The sequence below is a fragment of the Kiloniella sp. genome, assembly GCF_965205715.1.
Lineage (GTDB): Bacteria > Pseudomonadota > Alphaproteobacteria > Kiloniellales > Kiloniellaceae > Kiloniella.
Genome location: NZ_CBDBHW010000001.1, coordinates 357,039 through 373,765 on the forward strand (window position 1 = coordinate 357,039; position 16,727 = coordinate 373,765).

General features: G+C 45.5%; 20 protein-coding genes. 12 read left to right on the plus strand and 8 right to left on the minus strand.

What is annotated here, in order from left to right; all coding sequences use genetic code 11:
- Positions 1 to 82 precede the first annotated feature (82 nt).
- Complete coding sequence (locus ACOGW3_RS01815) at positions 83 to 418, plus strand: PilZ domain-containing protein (protein WP_419901386.1); 336 nt, start codon at positions 83 to 85, stop codon at positions 416 to 418.
- Positions 419 to 487: 69 nt separating this feature from the next.
- Here the strand turns inward: ACOGW3_RS01815 and ACOGW3_RS01820 are convergent, their stop codons facing one another.
- Positions 488 to 1,051 (minus strand): gamma-glutamylcyclotransferase family protein, encoded by a 564-nt coding sequence (locus tag ACOGW3_RS01820; protein ID WP_419901387.1) that lies wholly within the window; start codon positions 1,049 to 1,051, stop codon positions 488 to 490.
- Between the two features lie 659 nt (positions 1,052 to 1,710).
- A complete protein-coding gene (locus tag ACOGW3_RS01825) occupies positions 1,711 to 1,944 on the minus strand; it encodes a hypothetical protein (RefSeq protein WP_419901388.1) in 234 nt (77 codons plus the stop codon).
- A gap of 49 nt (positions 1,945 to 1,993) precedes the next feature.
- On the opposite strand from ACOGW3_RS01825, the gene tnpA reads away from it, so the two are divergent.
- On the plus strand, positions 1,994 to 2,428 hold the full coding sequence (gene tnpA, locus ACOGW3_RS01830; protein WP_419901154.1) for an IS200/IS605 family transposase: 435 nt from the start codon (positions 1,994 to 1,996) through the stop codon (positions 2,426 to 2,428).
- Positions 2,429 to 2,501: 73 nt separating this feature from the next.
- Here the strand turns inward: tnpA and ACOGW3_RS01835 are convergent, their stop codons facing one another.
- A complete protein-coding gene (locus ACOGW3_RS01835; protein WP_419901389.1) occupies positions 2,502 to 3,311 on the minus strand; it encodes a transcriptional regulator GcvA in 810 nt (269 codons plus the stop codon).
- A 142-nt stretch (positions 3,312 to 3,453) separates the two neighbouring features.
- Here ACOGW3_RS01835 and ACOGW3_RS01840 point away from each other — a divergent pair, with 142 nt between their 5' ends.
- Positions 3,454 to 3,690, plus strand: a complete 237-nt coding sequence (locus ACOGW3_RS01840; RefSeq protein WP_419901390.1) for a DUF1127 domain-containing protein — start codon at positions 3,454 to 3,456, stop codon at positions 3,688 to 3,690.
- A gap of 183 nt (positions 3,691 to 3,873) precedes the next feature.
- Here ACOGW3_RS01840 and ACOGW3_RS01845 read toward each other — a convergent pair whose 3' ends face one another.
- Entirely contained in the window at positions 3,874 to 4,680 is an 807-nt protein-coding gene (locus ACOGW3_RS01845; protein ID WP_419901448.1) for an NAD kinase, read from the minus strand.
- A gap of 131 nt (positions 4,681 to 4,811) precedes the next feature.
- On the opposite strand from ACOGW3_RS01845, the gene ACOGW3_RS01850 reads away from it, so the two are divergent.
- Together ACOGW3_RS01850 and ACOGW3_RS01855 are read left to right on the plus strand one after the other, a co-directional pair.
- Entirely contained in the window at positions 4,812 to 5,282 is a 471-nt protein-coding gene (locus ACOGW3_RS01850) for a molybdopterin-guanine dinucleotide biosynthesis protein A (RefSeq protein ID WP_419901391.1), read from the plus strand.
- A 38-nt stretch (positions 5,283 to 5,320) separates the two neighbouring features.
- On the plus strand, positions 5,321 to 6,556 hold the full coding sequence (locus ACOGW3_RS01855; protein ID WP_419901392.1) for an MFS transporter: 1,236 nt from the start codon (positions 5,321 to 5,323) through the stop codon (positions 6,554 to 6,556).
- A gap of 10 nt (positions 6,557 to 6,566) precedes the next feature.
- Here the strand turns inward: ACOGW3_RS01855 and moaA are convergent, their stop codons facing one another.
- Positions 6,567 to 7,556, minus strand: a complete 990-nt coding sequence (moaA, locus tag ACOGW3_RS01860; RefSeq protein ID WP_419901449.1) for a GTP 3',8-cyclase MoaA — start codon at positions 7,554 to 7,556, stop codon at positions 6,567 to 6,569.
- A 178-nt stretch (positions 7,557 to 7,734) separates the two neighbouring features.
- Positions 7,735 to 8,589 carry a C40 family peptidase gene (locus ACOGW3_RS01865; protein WP_419901393.1) on the minus strand — a complete coding sequence of 285 codons (855 nt, stop codon included), beginning with the start codon at positions 8,587 to 8,589 and terminating at the stop codon, positions 7,735 to 7,737.
- A 102-nt stretch (positions 8,590 to 8,691) separates the two neighbouring features.
- On the opposite strand from ACOGW3_RS01865, the gene ACOGW3_RS01870 reads away from it, so the two are divergent.
- On the plus strand, positions 8,692 to 9,330 hold the full coding sequence (locus ACOGW3_RS01870) for an HAD hydrolase-like protein (RefSeq protein ID WP_419901394.1): 639 nt from the start codon (positions 8,692 to 8,694) through the stop codon (positions 9,328 to 9,330).
- On the opposite strand, the gene ACOGW3_RS01875 is transcribed toward ACOGW3_RS01870, so the two are convergent.
- Positions 9,327 to 10,661, minus strand: a complete 1,335-nt coding sequence (locus ACOGW3_RS01875) for a mechanosensitive ion channel family protein (RefSeq protein WP_419901395.1) — start codon at positions 10,659 to 10,661, stop codon at positions 9,327 to 9,329. The two genes, ACOGW3_RS01870 and ACOGW3_RS01875, sit on opposite strands and share 4 nt — an antisense overlap.
- A 242-nt stretch (positions 10,662 to 10,903) precedes the next feature.
- On the opposite strand from ACOGW3_RS01875, the gene ACOGW3_RS01880 reads away from it, so the two are divergent.
- From ACOGW3_RS01880 to ACOGW3_RS01895, 4 genes are read left to right on the plus strand one after another with little or no spacing between them, the layout of a single operon-like run.
- The gene (locus ACOGW3_RS01880) at positions 10,904 to 11,650 is read left to right on the plus strand and encodes a TetR family transcriptional regulator (RefSeq protein ID WP_419901396.1); all 747 of its coding nucleotides are present in this window, start codon (positions 10,904 to 10,906) and stop codon (positions 11,648 to 11,650) included.
- The gene (locus ACOGW3_RS01885) at positions 11,640 to 12,989 is read left to right on the plus strand and encodes an ABC1 kinase family protein (protein ID WP_419901397.1); all 1,350 of its coding nucleotides are present in this window, start codon (positions 11,640 to 11,642) and stop codon (positions 12,987 to 12,989) included. Before ACOGW3_RS01880 ends, ACOGW3_RS01885 begins: the two co-directional genes overlap by 11 nt.
- Before the next feature lies 1 nt (position 12,990).
- Complete coding sequence (locus tag ACOGW3_RS01890; protein ID WP_419901398.1) at positions 12,991 to 13,404, plus strand: DUF6463 family protein; 414 nt, start codon at positions 12,991 to 12,993, stop codon at positions 13,402 to 13,404.
- A 49-nt stretch (positions 13,405 to 13,453) separates the two neighbouring features.
- A complete protein-coding gene (locus ACOGW3_RS01895) occupies positions 13,454 to 13,951 on the plus strand; it encodes a DUF2867 domain-containing protein (RefSeq protein ID WP_419901399.1) in 498 nt (165 codons plus the stop codon).
- 72 nt (positions 13,952 to 14,023) lie between these two features.
- On the opposite strand, the gene ACOGW3_RS01900 is transcribed toward ACOGW3_RS01895, so the two are convergent.
- Positions 14,024 to 14,281 (minus strand): M23 family metallopeptidase, encoded by a 258-nt coding sequence (locus ACOGW3_RS01900; protein WP_419901400.1) that lies wholly within the window; start codon positions 14,279 to 14,281, stop codon positions 14,024 to 14,026.
- Positions 14,282 to 14,400: 119 nt separating this feature from the next.
- Between ACOGW3_RS01900 and istA the strand changes: the two genes are divergently transcribed.
- Together istA and istB are read left to right on the plus strand one after the other, a co-directional pair.
- Positions 14,401 to 15,909, plus strand: a complete 1,509-nt coding sequence (gene istA, locus ACOGW3_RS01905) for an IS21 family transposase (RefSeq protein ID WP_419901087.1) — start codon at positions 14,401 to 14,403, stop codon at positions 15,907 to 15,909.
- The gene (istB, locus tag ACOGW3_RS01910; RefSeq protein WP_419901088.1) at positions 15,906 to 16,718 is read left to right on the plus strand and encodes an IS21-like element helper ATPase IstB; all 813 of its coding nucleotides are present in this window, start codon (positions 15,906 to 15,908) and stop codon (positions 16,716 to 16,718) included. The genes istA and istB overlap by 4 nt, the downstream gene beginning before the upstream one ends.
- The last annotated feature ends 9 nt before the right edge of the window (positions 16,719 to 16,727 follow it).

The window sequence follows — 16,727 nt, forward strand, 5'->3', positions numbered from 1 at the left end:
TTGTTTTTTTTTATGAAATAGCCCATTTTAAAAATATGGGATTTTATGAAAATGCACTGAAATCGGCGGGGGATCGATAGAAATGCAAGACGCATTGAATACAGCAGTAGAAGAGCGCCGGGGTAAAACACGGATAGGGGCTGCACTGAACGGTAGTTTAAGGTTCGGTCCTGAACTCATGGCTGATTGTGAAGTGTTAGATGTATCTGTTACTGGCGTGAAGGTTCAACTTACAGATACAGTTCCTTTAAACAGTGATGTGACGCTTATTTTGCCGGGCTCTGTCCACTTCGGTGGCGAAGTGATGTGGCGACACGGCCTTATGGTTGGGTTGAAATTTAGAAACTCACCAGAAAAGATTGCGGAGCGGCTTTCTGGAGTTCTCAATAACGATGATATGCGCCAGTTACACAGTTAAATACTAATGAATCGATCTTGATTTGAAATGGAAAAGCCCCTTTGGTTGCAAAGGGGCTTTGTTTTTTTGCTATATCGCGTTGTTTGGTTGGGTTTCGCTGTTGTGCAAGATTTCGAATTCTTCAACAAGCTCGTCCCAATAGATCAGGGCTTGAGGGATTGACATCTTTCCGTAACCCGCCATGAAACGTTGGGCTAACGGTAGAAAATCGATTTTACCTGTTTTTTGCCATACGTTTAGGTGCCATGTATCCCCTGATGTATCGATCCCTTCACCTGTTGCAAATCCAAGAGCGTTAATTTGTGTGTTCCCATCATTTACAGCAAAAGGAACCAGATCGTATTCTCCGGTTTCATAAAACAGAATGCGGTCGACATCCGTTTTTGAAAGATTCTGTGCAATGAGGATTTCTGCCCTACCGTTGGGATAAGGGACCAGTACTGGGTAACTTTCTTTGGCTTCACGCTCACAGCGATAGCCATCAAGAGTGCCTGGTTTTAACAGTGTTTGGTCAATAGGGTGGCCTAGAACAATTTCCAGAACATCGGGGTCCATCAACGAGCCAAAGAAGAACAGAGTTTGACTTTCTGACTCTTTAATACAGCCCAGATTATTATTAGGGGGACATTCCATGTGGACCTCTCCAGAAACCATAACGCTGGTTGATATGCACCAATCAAACTCCGTTTAGAGACTGTAACTGCTTCGGAGAATGAAAAGTAATGGTCAGGATATATACTTTGTACCCTCTTTCATAGGAAAGAGAGTGGTGCGGACGGCGGGACTTGAACCCGCACGGCCGAAGCCAACGGATTTTCATACCAACTACAGCTTTCGCTGCCACGCCCTTGGTGCAAAGCACCGCGCGTTTGTGGTCTGGACTATCCCTTCACCATAACAAGGTCAAACTCACTAAATCCTTGTCGTAGGTGCTGCCCGTCTAGTCTCTACACCTTCCCGATCCTCTTTCAAGGTCCGGGCTTGGCTCGGGATTGGCATAATCTTTCGATTGAAGCTTTCCCCGAATTTGAGCAGTTCTACACTTCAGGTTTCCCCAAAGGCACTCAATTTTTTAAGTCCGTCGTGTCTACCAATTCCACCACGTCCGCACGTGTTGTCTAGGACACTCTGTGGGGAAATCTCTCGCCCGAATGGACCTCTAAGTCAAGTGATTCGTTTCCCTTAAAAAGAAAATAATTAACAGAGTGCGGGTATATACCCTATTTAACCGATCTGCTGCAGCCTATTGATTACTATAAGAATATAAGTTCCCTTTATAGGGGGGAGGTAGATTACTCGTTATTCTCTTCGCGAGCGAATTCTCCGCGTTCAATGGCTCTGTCGAGATCAACCTGAACGTCTGGGACATAGTCATCTGCTTTGGCTTCTTCGAGCAACCATTCCCGGAAGGCTTTGATCTTGGTTATCTCTGAAGTACTTTGGGGAGAGACGACATAATATTGATAATTTAATCCGGTAAACCCCCGGCTATGCCGGGGGACTCTCAATGGTTTGACCGTTCCCACGGTCTTACATTTCTTTGTTTATTGACCAAAATAACAAAGGAATTAGCCGATGAGAGATTACAAAAGCCTTGCACATACGAGATGGGATTGTAAATACCACGTGGTTTTCATCCCTAAACGCAGGCAAAAAGTTATCTATGGCAACCTACGTCAGTATCTTGGTGAAATTTTCCATGAACTGGCCGGGCATCGCGAAAGTAAGATTGAGGAGGGCCATTTGATGCCGGATCACATTCACATGTGTATCAGCATACCGCCCAAACATGCTGTTTCAAAAGTCGTTGGATACCTAAAAGGAAAAAGCGCGATTGCCATAGCTCGAAAATTCAAAAATAAAGCACGGAATTTCAAGGGTGAAAATTTTTGGGCCCGTGGATATTTCGTCTCAACTGTAGGGCTCGATGAACAGATGGTGAGGGAGTATATCAGAACGCAAGAAGAGCGTGATAAGTACTTTGACCAAATGGATATATTCAATCCATAACCGCTTTAGCGGTTCCCAATTTGCCCCTTTAAGGGGCTCACCCGCTTAAGCCCCCGGCTTTGCCGGGGGTCATTTAACTGGAAGGTGTTCTCGGGCCAAACGGGCAAACCAGTCTACCGGACTTTAGGTCGTCATATGTCAAAGAAGTTCTACCCAGAGCAACGCCTTGCCCTTCAATCGCAGCCTGTAGGATTAGGCTTGAATCGTTATATCCTGGCCCTTTGTCCGGATCGACATCTGTTACACCAGCAATATGCAGCCACCTTCGCCAGTTAACGGCAAAAGGCTCTTCGCCGACATCGTCGTGAAGCAGGGTGTGGTATTTGAGATCGTGGGGTGACTTCAGGGGGAGAGTTCCCTTGAGGAGATGTGGGCTACAGACAACCAAACTTTCATCTTCCATCATCTTATCAATGCGGAGGCCGGGATATTGTCCGTTTCCAAACCTGATAGCCATATCAACATCGTCGCGTGCAAAGTTAGTTTTAGTAATACTTGCGGAGACGAGTATATCGATCTCTGGGTGAACGCGACGGAATTTTGGCAGGCGTGGCAGTAGCCACTTTGCCGCGAAAGAAGGCATGACGGATACTTTTAAGGTGCCTCGGTCGCCGCCATCGTAAAGCTTTTGGGTGGTTGTCTTGATGATATCAAAAGCTTCACTTACAGCGGGCAGAAGGAGTTGAGCTTCATCCGTGAGTATCAGGCGCCTATTCATGCGTCTGAATAACTGTATTCCTAAATGATCTTCAAGAGATTTGATCTGATGGCTAACTGCTGCTTGGGTGACAAAAAGCTCTTGCGCGGCCTTTGTGAAAGACAAATGGCGGGCGGCGGCTTCAAAGGCGCGTAAAGCGTTGAGTGGAGGTAGAGGTCTAAGCATGAGTTCGCATTATAAAATCTAATCTGATATATGAATTAACATCGTTTGAGAATTAAATCAAACAGTCTTACCTTAGCTGTATCAAAGATTACAGACGAAGACAGCCAATAGTGACTGTTACGCTCAGATAAGGAGAACTGTTATGGCAAACGTATCAATGCACAAAACCTATACTTTCGGCGAGTTACACAACGACAAGCTGAACGTACCCTTTCTGATGGCTCCGTTCGTCGCCGTAATCGAAACCTTGGTTGCATGGCAAGAGCGATTGAGCGTTCGTGATACTCTTCGCGATCAAGATGCCCACCTCTTGTCAGATATGGGAATTTCAATTGAAGAAGCCAGAAGCGAAGCTGCAAAGCCCTTTTGGATCAATTGATCTACGTCGACCCTGCCCCGACGCGTTATCGGGTACTCCCTTGGGAGATAACGCATTTATTTACTCCCTTTTCAAAGGGATGTCTCAGAACCCGTTTGAAAGCGCCGACAGCTTTCGACGGGTTTTCGGGTTAATATGGATGGGTACTCGAAAATTTATGTTGGGGATAGTTACTGCTATATTTTAAGGCAAAAATTGTTCGCGAATAATACGTTCTTCAAGGTTATGTTCTTCATCAAACAACAGTTTCATGTTTACGGAGCTATCCTGACGTACGGTTACTTTTTTCACGTGCTTGATTTCGGTAAAGTCAGCCGCAGCAGAAATTGGCCGCTTATCCGAATCCAGTGTGCGGAAAGAAACTTCTGCGCTTGCAGGTAGCAAGGCACCTCTCCATCTTCGAGGGCGGAAGGCACTGATTGGGGTCATTGCGAGAAGCGACGCGCCAATGGGGATGATTGGTCCGTGAGCTGATAGATTATATGCTGTACTTCCTGCAGGGGTTGAGACAATGACACCATCACAGACGAGCTCTTCCATGCGCTCGATGCCATCGATATCAATGCCAATATTGGCAGCTTGTCGACTTTCTCGGTGAAGAGAGACTTCATTGATCGCAAGGGCTTCAAATTTTTGATCACTTACGGTCGTTACTGACATTCGCAAGGGGTGAAGCGTGACTTCCACCGCATTTTCTATTCGCTTGTCCAGATCCTGCTCGTTGTACTGGTTAAGGAGAAAGCCAACACTCCCTCTATTCATGCCGTAAATTGGAATTTCAAGCCCAATGTATTGGTGCAATGTTTCCAGCATGAAGCCGTCACCACCCAAGGCAACAATAACGTCAGCCTCATCTGGCTCTACGGCTTGGAACTTGTTCGTCAGGCAATCCAGAGCATTCGTCGCTTTTTCTGTCTCGGAAGCAACAAAAGCCAGACGTTTTCTACTCATGCCATTAACCTTTTCCTGTAAAACATGATGTTCTGCTATAACATGCTTTTCACAAACGATAACAATAGACTGACAGCCACTTGCAGTACTGTCAAAAAGTCTGATAGAGGAAAACTGAGATTTATCAATTCATTGTAAAATTGAATCTCATTTCTAGGGGAGAACGTAACTTGATCCGTTTATTGATTGCCATCTTTACTGTTTCGCTTATGTCGTCTGTTGTTCAGGCCGCTGACCGGCATGCGGGGTATTATTATCCTGAACCCGTGTATAAGGAATATTATAAAGCGAGGGCAAAAGGCCTGAAAACGGCAAGCCGTAAAACACGCATTGCATTTGTTACCTCGATAACGCAACAAAATATGAAACGTGAGTTTTCTCCTGAGGCGGCTATTTTTGCCAAGGGTGAGGATGCGGAGAAGCTTATAATCGTCGGACTCGTAGATGGTCGGCTTGATACGATCTATAGATCACGTGCCATTTTCGCGAATATGACCGCGGCGGCCCGTACCCTGCCTATATTCCAGGAGTTGGGTGTTGAAGATGTTTTTACCTTCTTTGATCTCGCTGCTTTGATGGGGTTTAAGCAAATTACCATTACGAATGGTCGCAATTTTACGCATCAGGTGTTATTGCAGTAACTGCTTAATTGATTATTCTGTAATAGAGTTCTGTATCTATGATTTTGCGTGTGTTTTTGCCCTTTGCAATTGGCTACTTCCTGTCATTCCTCTTGCGGGTGGTAAATGGGATAATCGCACCTGATCTGGTTTCTGAGCTCAATCTTGATGCGTCTGATCTTGGTCTGCTGACCAGCACTTTTTTCATAGCTTTCGCTGTTACTCAACTTCCCCTTGGTTTGTTGCTTGATCGATACGGCCCACGAAAGGTGGAAAGCACACTTATGCTTTTTACGGCAGCGGGTGCATTACTGTTCTCCTGGGCCGATAATTTTTATGTACTGTTACTGGCTCGTGGCCTGATTGGTTTCGGGGTTTCGGCCTGTATGATGGCAGCCTTTAAAGCCTATGTAAGTTGGGTACCTAAAGACCGCTTGCCGTTGATTAATGGGTGTCACCTCGCCGCTGGTGGCTTAGGAGCTATAGCTGGCACTGCTCCTGTCGAGTTTTTAGCAGCTGAAATTGGCTGGCGGGGTGTGTTTGTTGTCCTTGCAGCATTGGCGGTTTTTGTTGCTGTACTAATTTTCTTTGCCATTCCCCGGAGAGATGAAATTCCTCCGAATGAAACAATTACACAGCAGGCCAAGGAATATGGGCAGATTTTTCGCAGTTCTTTCTTTTGGCGAGTTGCGCCCTTCACGGTGATGTCCCAGGCTGCATTTTTTTCATTACAGGCCCTTTGGTCAGGACCTTGGCTTCGTGATGTTGCTGGTTTTGAAAGAGAAGCTGTCGCGACGATACTCGCTGCGATTGCCTTTGCAGTGTTTGTCGGTTTTTTGTTGGGTGGATTAGTTACTGACTGGGTCCGTCGACACAATATAAGCCCCATTACAATTGGGGTTTATGCGATGATATTATGTCTCGTTCCTCAAGCTGTTTTGTTATGGGGTGGAAGTAGCTTTTATACTATGGGGGCGATCTGGATGCTGTTTGGCGTATTGGGTACGGGCGGCTACCTCATTTACCCTGGTTTTTCTCAACATTTCCCATCCTACTTGGCCGGGCGAGTGAACACCGCATTGAATTCATTGGTGTTTGTTGTCGCCTTTGCTGGGCAGTGGGCTGTTGGTGCCGTAATTGAACTTTGGCCAGGTCAGGCGGGTGGAGGATATGCAGTTGAAGGCTATCAAGCTGGTATTGTTATGCTATTGGTCGTTCAGATAATGACTGCAGGATGGTATTTCCTGCAGCCACTCGTTGTTGGTAAAAAAATCGATTTTAAAGAGGCGGATTAGCCTCTTATCCTTACCCGCCGGTAACGCTCATATGGCGGGCAACGGATGGATCGGCATCTCTGTCTATAATGAAGTCGTGCCCCTTGGGCTTGCGGGAAATGGCTTCGAAGATAGCCTGTTCCAAGAGCTCATTTTCATCACTGCTTCTTAAGGGGGCGCGCAAATCAGCTGCGTCGTCTTTACCAAGGCAAAGATATAGTGTGCCGGTACAGGTCATCCTTACCCGGTTACAACTCTCACAGAAGTTATGGGTCATTGGCGTGATGAAACCGATCTTGCCGCCAGTCTCTTTCACTTCAACATAGCGGGCGGGACCACCCGTTTTGTAGTCGATCTCGTTTAGTGTCCAGTGTTCGCCGAGGATGGATCGGACCTCAGTAAGTGGAAGGTATTGATCAACCCGATCTTCATTTCCGATATCACCCATAGGCATAACTTCGATAAAAGTGATGTCGAAACCTTCATCTCCACACCAGGATACGAGGGTATGGAGTTCGTCGTCATTTACGCCGCGGAGGGCGACGGTATTTATTTTGACGTGCAAGCCAGCTTTTTTCGCGGCCTGTAGGCCTTCGAATACTTGCTCAAGTATGCCCCAGCGTGTGATCGCTGCGAATTTGTCTTTGTTTAATGTATCCAAGGAAACATTAATTCGGCGCATTCCTGCATCTGCAAGTTGTTGGGCATATTTGCCGAGCTGACTGCCGTTGGTAGTCAAAGTCATTTCATCGAGTTGACCCGATTCAAGATACGGAGTGAGGCTATTAAACAGCTTCATAATATTCTTACGCACGAGCGGTTCGCCGCCGGTAAACCGTAACTTTTTAACACCTAGGTTAATAAAAGTAGCAGAAACCCGCTCTAGTTCTTCGATGGTCAAAAGTTCTTTTTTCGGTAAAAAAGTCATGTCTTCAGACATGCAATAGACGCATCTATAATCACAGCGATCCGTGACGGATATCCGCAAATAATCAACCATGCGACCAAAGGGATCGACCATGCCTGGATGACCAGTAAGCTTGGCAACAGATGCAGGCTCTAAAGGCCCTTTCTGCAAGTCTGACGAATTTATCATCAATTATTTCTCCTGAACTGCCGAGCAGTCTAACGTCTTTTTACCAAAAAGCACTATTACACTTTGACGCGGGTCCTTGTTTTTTCAAGTGAGCGAGGTTGTTTTATTTTATAGCCACTCTTTTAATTGCGGTAATGCCTGTACCACCGGTTTCCATTTCAACGCGTTCTGTGATGTGTGCGATCGGTTCTATGGTGACGTCCATGGAATTTGCAGTGGCATGTATCGCCATATTTTTGTCGAGAGCAATTGCCACATGTCCTGGCCAATAAATTAGGTCGCCTTCAGTGGTTTGCTCTGAGTTAACGGGGATGCCAAGGGACTTTTCCTGCATACTGGCATCGCGTTGAGTTGTTATTCCGCAAGCGCTAAGTGACACTTGAACAAGCCCCGAGCAGTCAATGCCGATAGAAGTTTTGCCGCCCCAAAGATAGGGTGCTCCTAAAAACCGTTGTGCAACACTAACGTGGCTTAAAGCAGCCATGTCCTGTGGGGTTATATGAGCCGAGAAAACCCATCCTCCACCTTGTACTTGAGAGTAATTCCCCTCAACTTGGATAACGCAAAGAGTGCTCTCTATGGATAATATGTCGAGAGGTGGGCTCTTCATATCTGGTTGTGGGTATAGATAGGTCCTTAATGCATGAACTCTGTGTGTTGTTGGTCGAATTTCTTTACTAACATCTGTACTGCGTATGTAACCGACGTAACTATCTTTTGCGTTTTGTACCCAGGCCCAACCTTTTTTCTCATCGTAGATCGTCAGCTTCTCACCAAATAAGAGCTCGCTGTCCAAAGGAGCTTCCGCTTCTGGGTAGCGGCGCAAGGAACTTTTCCCCACAATTACCTGTGCAGCTTGACCGCGACTGTACTTGTTACAGGTAATTTTCTCACGTAAATATTCTGCCGTGAGATCATCTCGGAAAGGGTGGAGGCGAGGATTAAGAGTATCGTGCATGTGGGCTTGGTATTCTCAATTGTTTGTAAAGCTGTTACATCAGAGTGCCATTGTCTGAGACGTAAATAAAGTTTTCTACTAATGATAACTCATGGGGATGAAATGACGACAATATTTTTTGACCTTGATGGAACCCTTACAGATCCAAAAGAGGGCATTATAAAATCAATTCAGTTTGCCCTCGGAGAAATGCAAGTAGAAGCGCCCGAAGCCGAAGACCTTCTCTGGTGTATTGGGCCACCATTAAGGGACTCATTCGAACAACTCCTTGGCGGGCGGAATGGGGTAGAGAATGCCATGTCTCTTTATAGGAAGAGGTTTGGAGATGTCGGTTTGTATGAAAATGCACTTTATGAAGAGATCCCTTTTCTTCTATCTAAGCTGGCAAAGAAAAACTTCGAGCTTCATGTGGCAACAAGCAAACCTCACTTTTATGCGACTAAGATAATCCAACATTTCGGGCTCGATCAATATTTTGGAAAGATCTTTGGCGCTGAAATGGATGGCACGCGTTCTGACAAAGGTACTTTATTGAAATACGCTTTGTCCGAAACGGGTTGTGATCCCAAACGGGCCTTTATGGTTGGCGATCGAAAGCATGATGCGATCGGTGCGATTAAAAACGATATGACTTCAATTGGTGTGCTTTACGGATATGGTTCGAAAGACGAGCTTAAAAATGCAGGTGTTCACCACTTTGCGGAAACTCCAATAAAGGTTTTTGAAGCCGTCGTTGATTAAGGGGCCATAGTCTCTGGCGCGGGTATGACTTCTATCGGGCCTTTTATATGCAGGTCCCTTTGAGGGAAAGGGAACTCAACGCCTTCTTCCTTGAATTTATCCCATATCGCAAGCATGAGGGCGCTTTTTATATTACCTATTCCGTTTTGCGGATCTGCAATCCAGATCCTGACTTCAAGATTTACGGAATTATCCCCAAATCCCGTGACGAGGCAATTTGCTTGAGGTTCATCCATGATACGTTTGTTCTCTGAGGCTGCTTCAATGCAAAGTTCAATGGCCTTATGGGGATCTGAGTTATATGACACGCCTATTGGTACTCTGACTCGAACCCAGCTATTGGTGTAGGACCAGTTTTCAACCCGTTGGGTGATAAATTCCTCGTTGGGGATTAGGTGCTCAATGCCATCTCGGGTGATTACAGAGGCATAACGGGCCCCGAAGGATTTAACCCACCCATAGGTTTGGTTCACAGCGATGACATCGCCGGGCTTTATCGATTTATCCATCAATAGGATGATGCCCGAAACCAGGTTTGAAATGACTTTTTGCAGGCCAAAACCAATACCGACACCCAAGGCGCCACCAAAGAGGGCAAAGGCAGAGAGATCGATACCAACGGTTTTTAATCCAATAATGACGGCGAGACCAATTAGGGTAACCTTCAAAAGTTTACCCAGGAGTACCTGTACTGAAGGAGTGAGTTCCGGAACAGCTTTGACACGCCTTTCCAATAGAGAGCTGAACGCGACAGCCGCCCATAACAATACGGCAAGCGAGATAACGCCCTTGAGTACCATAAGAATTGAAATTCTTAAGCCGCCAACATCGAGAGCAGCTGCATCCAAAATTTCCTGAGCGAGGTTCAATAGTCCTAAAATATTGAGAGCAGCTATCGACCAGATGAAAAGAGTGACCAGTTTGGCAACAACACGGGAAGTTATCAGACTGGTTGTCAAATTGATGACAACCCAGGCCAAGGTCAGACTTGCGACTGTATTTATGAGGAAGCGGCCCCTGACCGGGACTTCGAGCTGAAACAGTCCTCCAAGTGTTACCCACAGCATTAATAGGAAGATTACCCAAGGGATCATGGGTAATAGATTGGTCAGGATGGCTTTGAGGAATTCGGGTGTCCGAGACCTTTTTTTCCACTCGGATGCAACTGGTCGAGTTTTTTTACCAAGATAGCGACTAAGAGGGAATAAGAAGAGCAAGAAGGCCAGTTGAAGAATAACAGGCCAGCTCAAGAGGTTTTGGCTCAGCCATTCGATAACTTGTGTTACCCAATGCTCTACTTCCTGGATGTCCGGAATTAAGTGTGATTCCAAGTGTGTCTCCCCGCTATAGCTTCCAGTTTCCCTTTACGGGAGATGATGCCCGGAATGCTTGGGTGCAGTTTAGCAATTTTATCCTATGACGAGTAGTTTTTGTTTTGGGGATTCAAAACTCATTCCGGAAACTGATCATTTAGTGATGAGAATTCTGGGAGTCGGCCATGAAATTGACTCTAATGAGAATAACTATACAATAAATGAATAAATATATGATTTTATAAAGAGTAATTATCGTTATGAAAATATCAAACAAGCAAAAACAAGAGAACCGCAGCAAGCTGATAGCTGTTGCCGTTGATCTTTTTTCTGAGCATGGTTTCCATAATGTGTCTATGAAACAGATATCAAAAGCTGCAGGCATGGGGGATTCCACTGTCTACAAATATTTCCCCAACAAAGATAAATTCCTTCTGGCGTATCACGAAACCGTCCTGTTCCATGTTATGGAGCTCGTTGATGAGGCCGAAGATTTCGGTGATTACTCATTGGAAGAAAAACTACAGTTTTTCGTATATAACTATCTTGATGAGCTTCTTGAGAACCGTGAATTTGTTGCTGAAAGTCTGGAGATATTACGGGATTCCCCGGCATTTTTAATGCAGCGAGAATTTCCGGCGAGTAAAGAGTTGAAAAAGAAACTCACCCAAATACTGAATGAAGCTGTTGAAAAAGAGGAGATTACTGAACTCCCATTTCAAGGTGCTGTTTCTCATTTAATGGTTGATGGCTTGTTGGGGATGGTCCTTTACTGGTTACAAGACGACAGTGAAGAGTTTACGCAAACCACACAGTTTGTTGAAATTTCTATTGGCTTTTTCGTAACGATCTTAAAAAGCGGCGTAATTGGAAAGGGAGCTGATCTCGTAAGTTTCATGTTCAAAAGCCAAATGATGCGCTTTATGGAGAACGGCCAAGGTCTATCTTCTCTTATGAAGGGAATGGGCACTCTTGTTTCGACAGGAGGATGGAAATATGGGAAATAATGGTAATATTGCCACCAAAAAACTTCATCGCTCTGCGGCAATTGGGCTAACGGCAACAAAAGTTGGTCTTCGACATCTCAGCCATGTTGGGCGGAAAAAGTTAGTGGGCCGAAAGCTCAATTCTCTAAAACAAGAGCAGGCTCAAGTCGCCCACGAAGAAGAAATTGGCAAAACGCTGTTCAAAGCACTGAACCAGCTCAAAGGAACGGCCTTAAAAGCGTCTCAAATACTTAGCATGGAAGCTGATATCCTTCCTGAAGGCATTCGAAATGAACTGGCCAAAGCCTGTTATAAGGCGACCCCGTTAAACCGTGCGCTGATCGATAAGGTATTTCGAAACGAGTTTGGCAAAGGTCCCCGGGCGATTTTTAGTGAGTTTGAGAAAGAGGCCTTTGCCGCGGCAAGTCTTGGTCAGGTACATAAAGCTCAGTTACCGACGGGGGAAAATGTTGCAGTGAAAGTGCAGTACCCTGGAATTGCCGCATCGATCAAAAGTGACGTCAAAATGCTCGGTGGCTTGTTGTCTGTGGTTTCCGCTTCAACCGATTTTATGCCGGACAAAAATATTATTAATACTGTTCTTGATGAAATAACGATCCAGCTTCATCGCGAGGGAGATTATTACCAAGAAGCGGAAAGTCTTAAGTGGTTTAAAGACAACGTCAAAGTGTCAAAAATCACGATTCCATCTGTTTGTGAAGAATACAGTTCAGAGCGAGTTTTGACGATGGAGGAGTTATCAGGACTTCACCTGGATGAATGGCTGAAAACCAATCCTGGTCAGGATGAGAAGAATTACTATGGACAGATTCTGTTTGATTTTTTCTTCCACAGCTTTTTTGAGCTACGACATGTTCATGCTGACCCACACCCCGGAAATTATCTGTTCATGGATGAGGGGAAAATGGGGGTACTTGATTTCGGATGTGTAAGGGATATCGATAAGGGTTTTACGGATAAGATATCAGGCTATTACAAACTGTTAATCCAGCATCATACTGGCAAGCAGGACTTTGAACGATTGAGGGAATACTACGAGGCGTTCGAACTTACAAAGGCTGACATGTCGGATGATGATTATAGAAACGTTCTTCAGCCAGAGCTTGATCGAATTCAAAAGTGGATGATCGAACCTTATTTGACCAATGAATTTGATTCTTCGGGAAGATCCTTGCCCGAAATGACGACCGCCGATACCCGAAAAATTACCCCCTATATGAAAGAAATTAATAGAGATCTTTTATATTTTGACCGTTCTTACCGGGGATTGGTTTTATTTTTGAGCAAGCTCGGGGCGACGATCCAAACAAAGAATAAATGGATATTTGGGGAACCGTGATATGTCCCTCAACCAAGTAAGAGCTCCACTGTACGCCGTAATCAATCACAGATGGATTGGTCGCTGGATTATCGGAGTTGCGACAATCCATATGGGATTTACATTTGTACTCTTTCCTGAACAGGTCAAACGGATTTTTTCTGAAGGATTTTTCAATACCGGGCTGATGGATTTCGAGGTGGGGAAGACAGTATGGTTCTTTCTGTTTGGCATGCCTCTTTTGCTGGTAGGGTACATGATTGACAGTGACGAGAAGCGGAAAACAATGCCGCCATTTCGGGAAATACCAATAATTTTGTTGTTTCTGATGACTCTTCTTGGGATCGCGCTTATCCCTGTTTCCGGGCTTTGGCTAATGCTGCCTGCTCTAATGGGGCTCATTGTGAAAAATAAAATTGCAAATGAGGGCTATTAAGTAGCAGGGGAGGCCAACTTTGGTGTCAGCAAAGCTAAGCGATTACCGTATGACGAAACCTGAATACTTTACCTATGGTGATACAAATATTCAGTTGCTAGCGCCTGTCGACGAACTCGATTTTTTTGATACCCAGTCCGTGTGTTTATCCAAAGAGATCTCCTCGATCGAGGCATGGCGGGTTCTTGTTTCTAACCCCTCTCCTGTTTTAAAGTTGGCTTTTCGCATTCGTGATATGGTGTCGTCGTGGTTTGGCGTTAAGCGAATAGGTGGGTTTGGAAGCGCTTGGCCCAAGGATGTGCAGGTTAATGATCGGCTTGATTTCTTCCTTGTCGAGTATCTTACCTCTAGAGTTCTGACGCTTAGTGTGAGGGACAAACACCTTGACGTGATGCTATGCATTACGACAGATCAGAATGTGCTCACGATTACTTCGTCGGTCAAAGTTCACAATGCTTTTGGGAGGATTTATATGATACCTGTTGCGCCAACGCACAGACTAATTGTTCGTAATGATTTGAAGCGATTAAAACAGGAAATACTCTAAACAAACCTAAATGACTATAACCAAGACACATTAATGTGGTGTTGAAAATTGGATTAATCCAGCTTGTTGCACCTACGGAAGCCTCTTGCTTTTAAACCTGATGGGAAAGGTGCGAAAGGCATCACCTTCCACTTGAGATCCTGATACATGAAAGTGGAGGTGCGGGGCCGTGGAGTATCCTGTGTTACCTGATAGGCCAATGACTTGGCCACGTTCTACCCGTTCCCCGATTTCAACAAGAACGCCATTTTTCTTTAAGTGAAGATATTTGTTCAGCGACAATAACCTTGGCCGGTTGCGACAACCACCTTGGCCGGTGGATCTGATCATTAAAAAGGGCGTGCCCGTTTGATAATCAGATCCACCGGCCAAGGCTTAATTTGGTGTTAGTTACAAGCTGCTGTGAGTTGATAAATTAGGAACCTCTAGATGTAATTGGAGGAACCTGTTTGCCGTATAAATTTATCACAGATGAACAACTGAGACTTTACATGACAGATAGAAAAACTCATGGTCAACGAACCGCCGCTGCCCGCGCAGGGTTTAGCGAACGCACGGCCCGCCGATTTGACGTTGATGCGACTTTACCGTCACAACGCAATATAAAGCGAGGGCGAACAGTTTCTGATCCGCTTGAAGATATCTGGGATAAGGACATCCTTCCCATTTTGGATAAAGACAACTCGGTCAAACCCATTACTTTGTTGCGCCACATACAGAGCCTCTATCCGCTCCGTTTTCCCGATGACCGTGTCAAGCGCACGTTAGAGCGCCGAGTTCGGGGATGGCGGGCTCTGAATGGCCCTGAAAAGGATATCATTTTCAGGCAAACACCTGAGCCGGGTTACATGGGCCAATCAGATTTCACGGATGCAGCCGACTTAAGTATTACCATTGCAGGAGATCCTTTGGTGCATCGGCTCTATCATTTTGTTCTGGTATATAGCCGATGGGAACATGTTGGGGTCGTACTTGGCGGTGAGAGTTTTACAGCCCTTGCGGAGAACTTACAAAATGCGCTTTGGTCCTTGGGGGGCGCTCCTGAAAACCACCGGACCGACAGCCTGTCTGCGGCCTTTCGGAATTTGAGCGTTGAGGAAAAGGAGGACATTACCAAACGTTATTCTGCTTTTGTTGAGCACTACGGTATGGAGGCCAGTCGAAATAACAGAGGGGAATCACACGAGAACGGTGCCATTGAATCTCACCACGGTCACCTTAAGACTGCGATAAAGCAGGCCCTGATTTTGCGTGGCAGTAATGACTTTGACACTTTGGATGAGTATCGGCGATTTTTGGACGAGCTGATTGCTAGACGGAACAAACATCGTGACCAAGATATCCAAACAGAGTTGAAATCTCTCAAGGCGTTACCTCCTCGGCGAACAACAGATTACACTGAAGTCGTGTCGAGAGTTACCAAAACAAGTGGTTTTTTAGTTAAGCAGGTTTTTTATAGCGCCCCTTCTCGCCTAATTGGTCAACGCTTGCGTGTCCATATTTACGATAACCGGATAGAAGCCTATCTAGGCAGCACTCATGTCGTCAGCCATTCTCGTGAGCGGGGGCACGGCAAAGGCCCCCGCATTCATGTTATCAATTATCATCACGTCATTCATGCTCTCAAACGTAAACCTCAGGCACTCGCCAATTCTATTTATCGTGACAGTATTTTTCCAAGAACCGAGTACTCCCTGGCCTGGACATTGTTTCAGAAAAAGTTGTCCCGCAGAGATGCGTGTCGTCAGATGGTTGGGATACTTTTCCTTGCGCACGAAGAGGCTTGTGAGGCCGAAGTCGCGCACCTGATTTCGAGAGAAATCAATGCAGGAAGGCTACCTTGCGCAAAAAAACTTAAGCTGAATATCACAAAAAAGAACACGGATTTACCTCCTGATATTCCCGTGGTTCAACCTTCATTATCAGTCTTTGATACTCTGTTGGAGGATCGGGCATGACAAACATTGAAGTGGATCAGCACAAGCTGCCTCTTATGCTAACTGACTTACGATTACCCAGCTTTCACAAACACTGGCAAGATATCGCAATCCAATCCGACAAGGAGGGCTGGTCAGCAGCCAGGTTCCTTGCCGTTTTGGCCGAATATGAATTGGCCGAAAGGGACACGCGACGCATTCAACGCCATCTCAACGCATCAAACCTGCTGGGCGGAAAAACTCTGGCCACTTTTAACTTCAAGCGGCTGCCTAACGTGAAAAAGGCGCAGGTCGAAGCCTTGTCTGCCGGTGACTGGATTGACGCAAGAGCAAATCTGATTGCCATTGGAAATTCAGGGGGAGGAAAAACTCATCTCCTATGCGCCGTAGGTTATGCTCTTATAGAGGCTGGATACCGTGTGCTCTATACGCAAACCAGTGATCTGGTGCAAAAACTCCAGGCTGCCAGACGTGAACTTATGCTCGAAAACGCCCTCGCAAAACTCGATAAATTTGATCTCATCATTCTCGATGATATTACCTATGCACAAAGGGATATATCTGAAACATCCGTGCTCTTTGAATTGATCGCCAGACGATATGAGTACCGAAGTATTGCAATTGCTGCCAATCAACCTTTTAGCGGATGGGACAATATTTTTCAAGATAAGGCCATGACCGTTGCAGCAATCGATCGTCTTGTTCACCACTCAACCATTCTTGAGATGAATATCGACAGCTACAGACAATGGGAAGCCGCCCAAAATCTCAAAAAAATGTTGCGGAAAACCACAAACAAAAAGGTGAAAAATATGCCTGAAGCATCGTAAATAAACGTC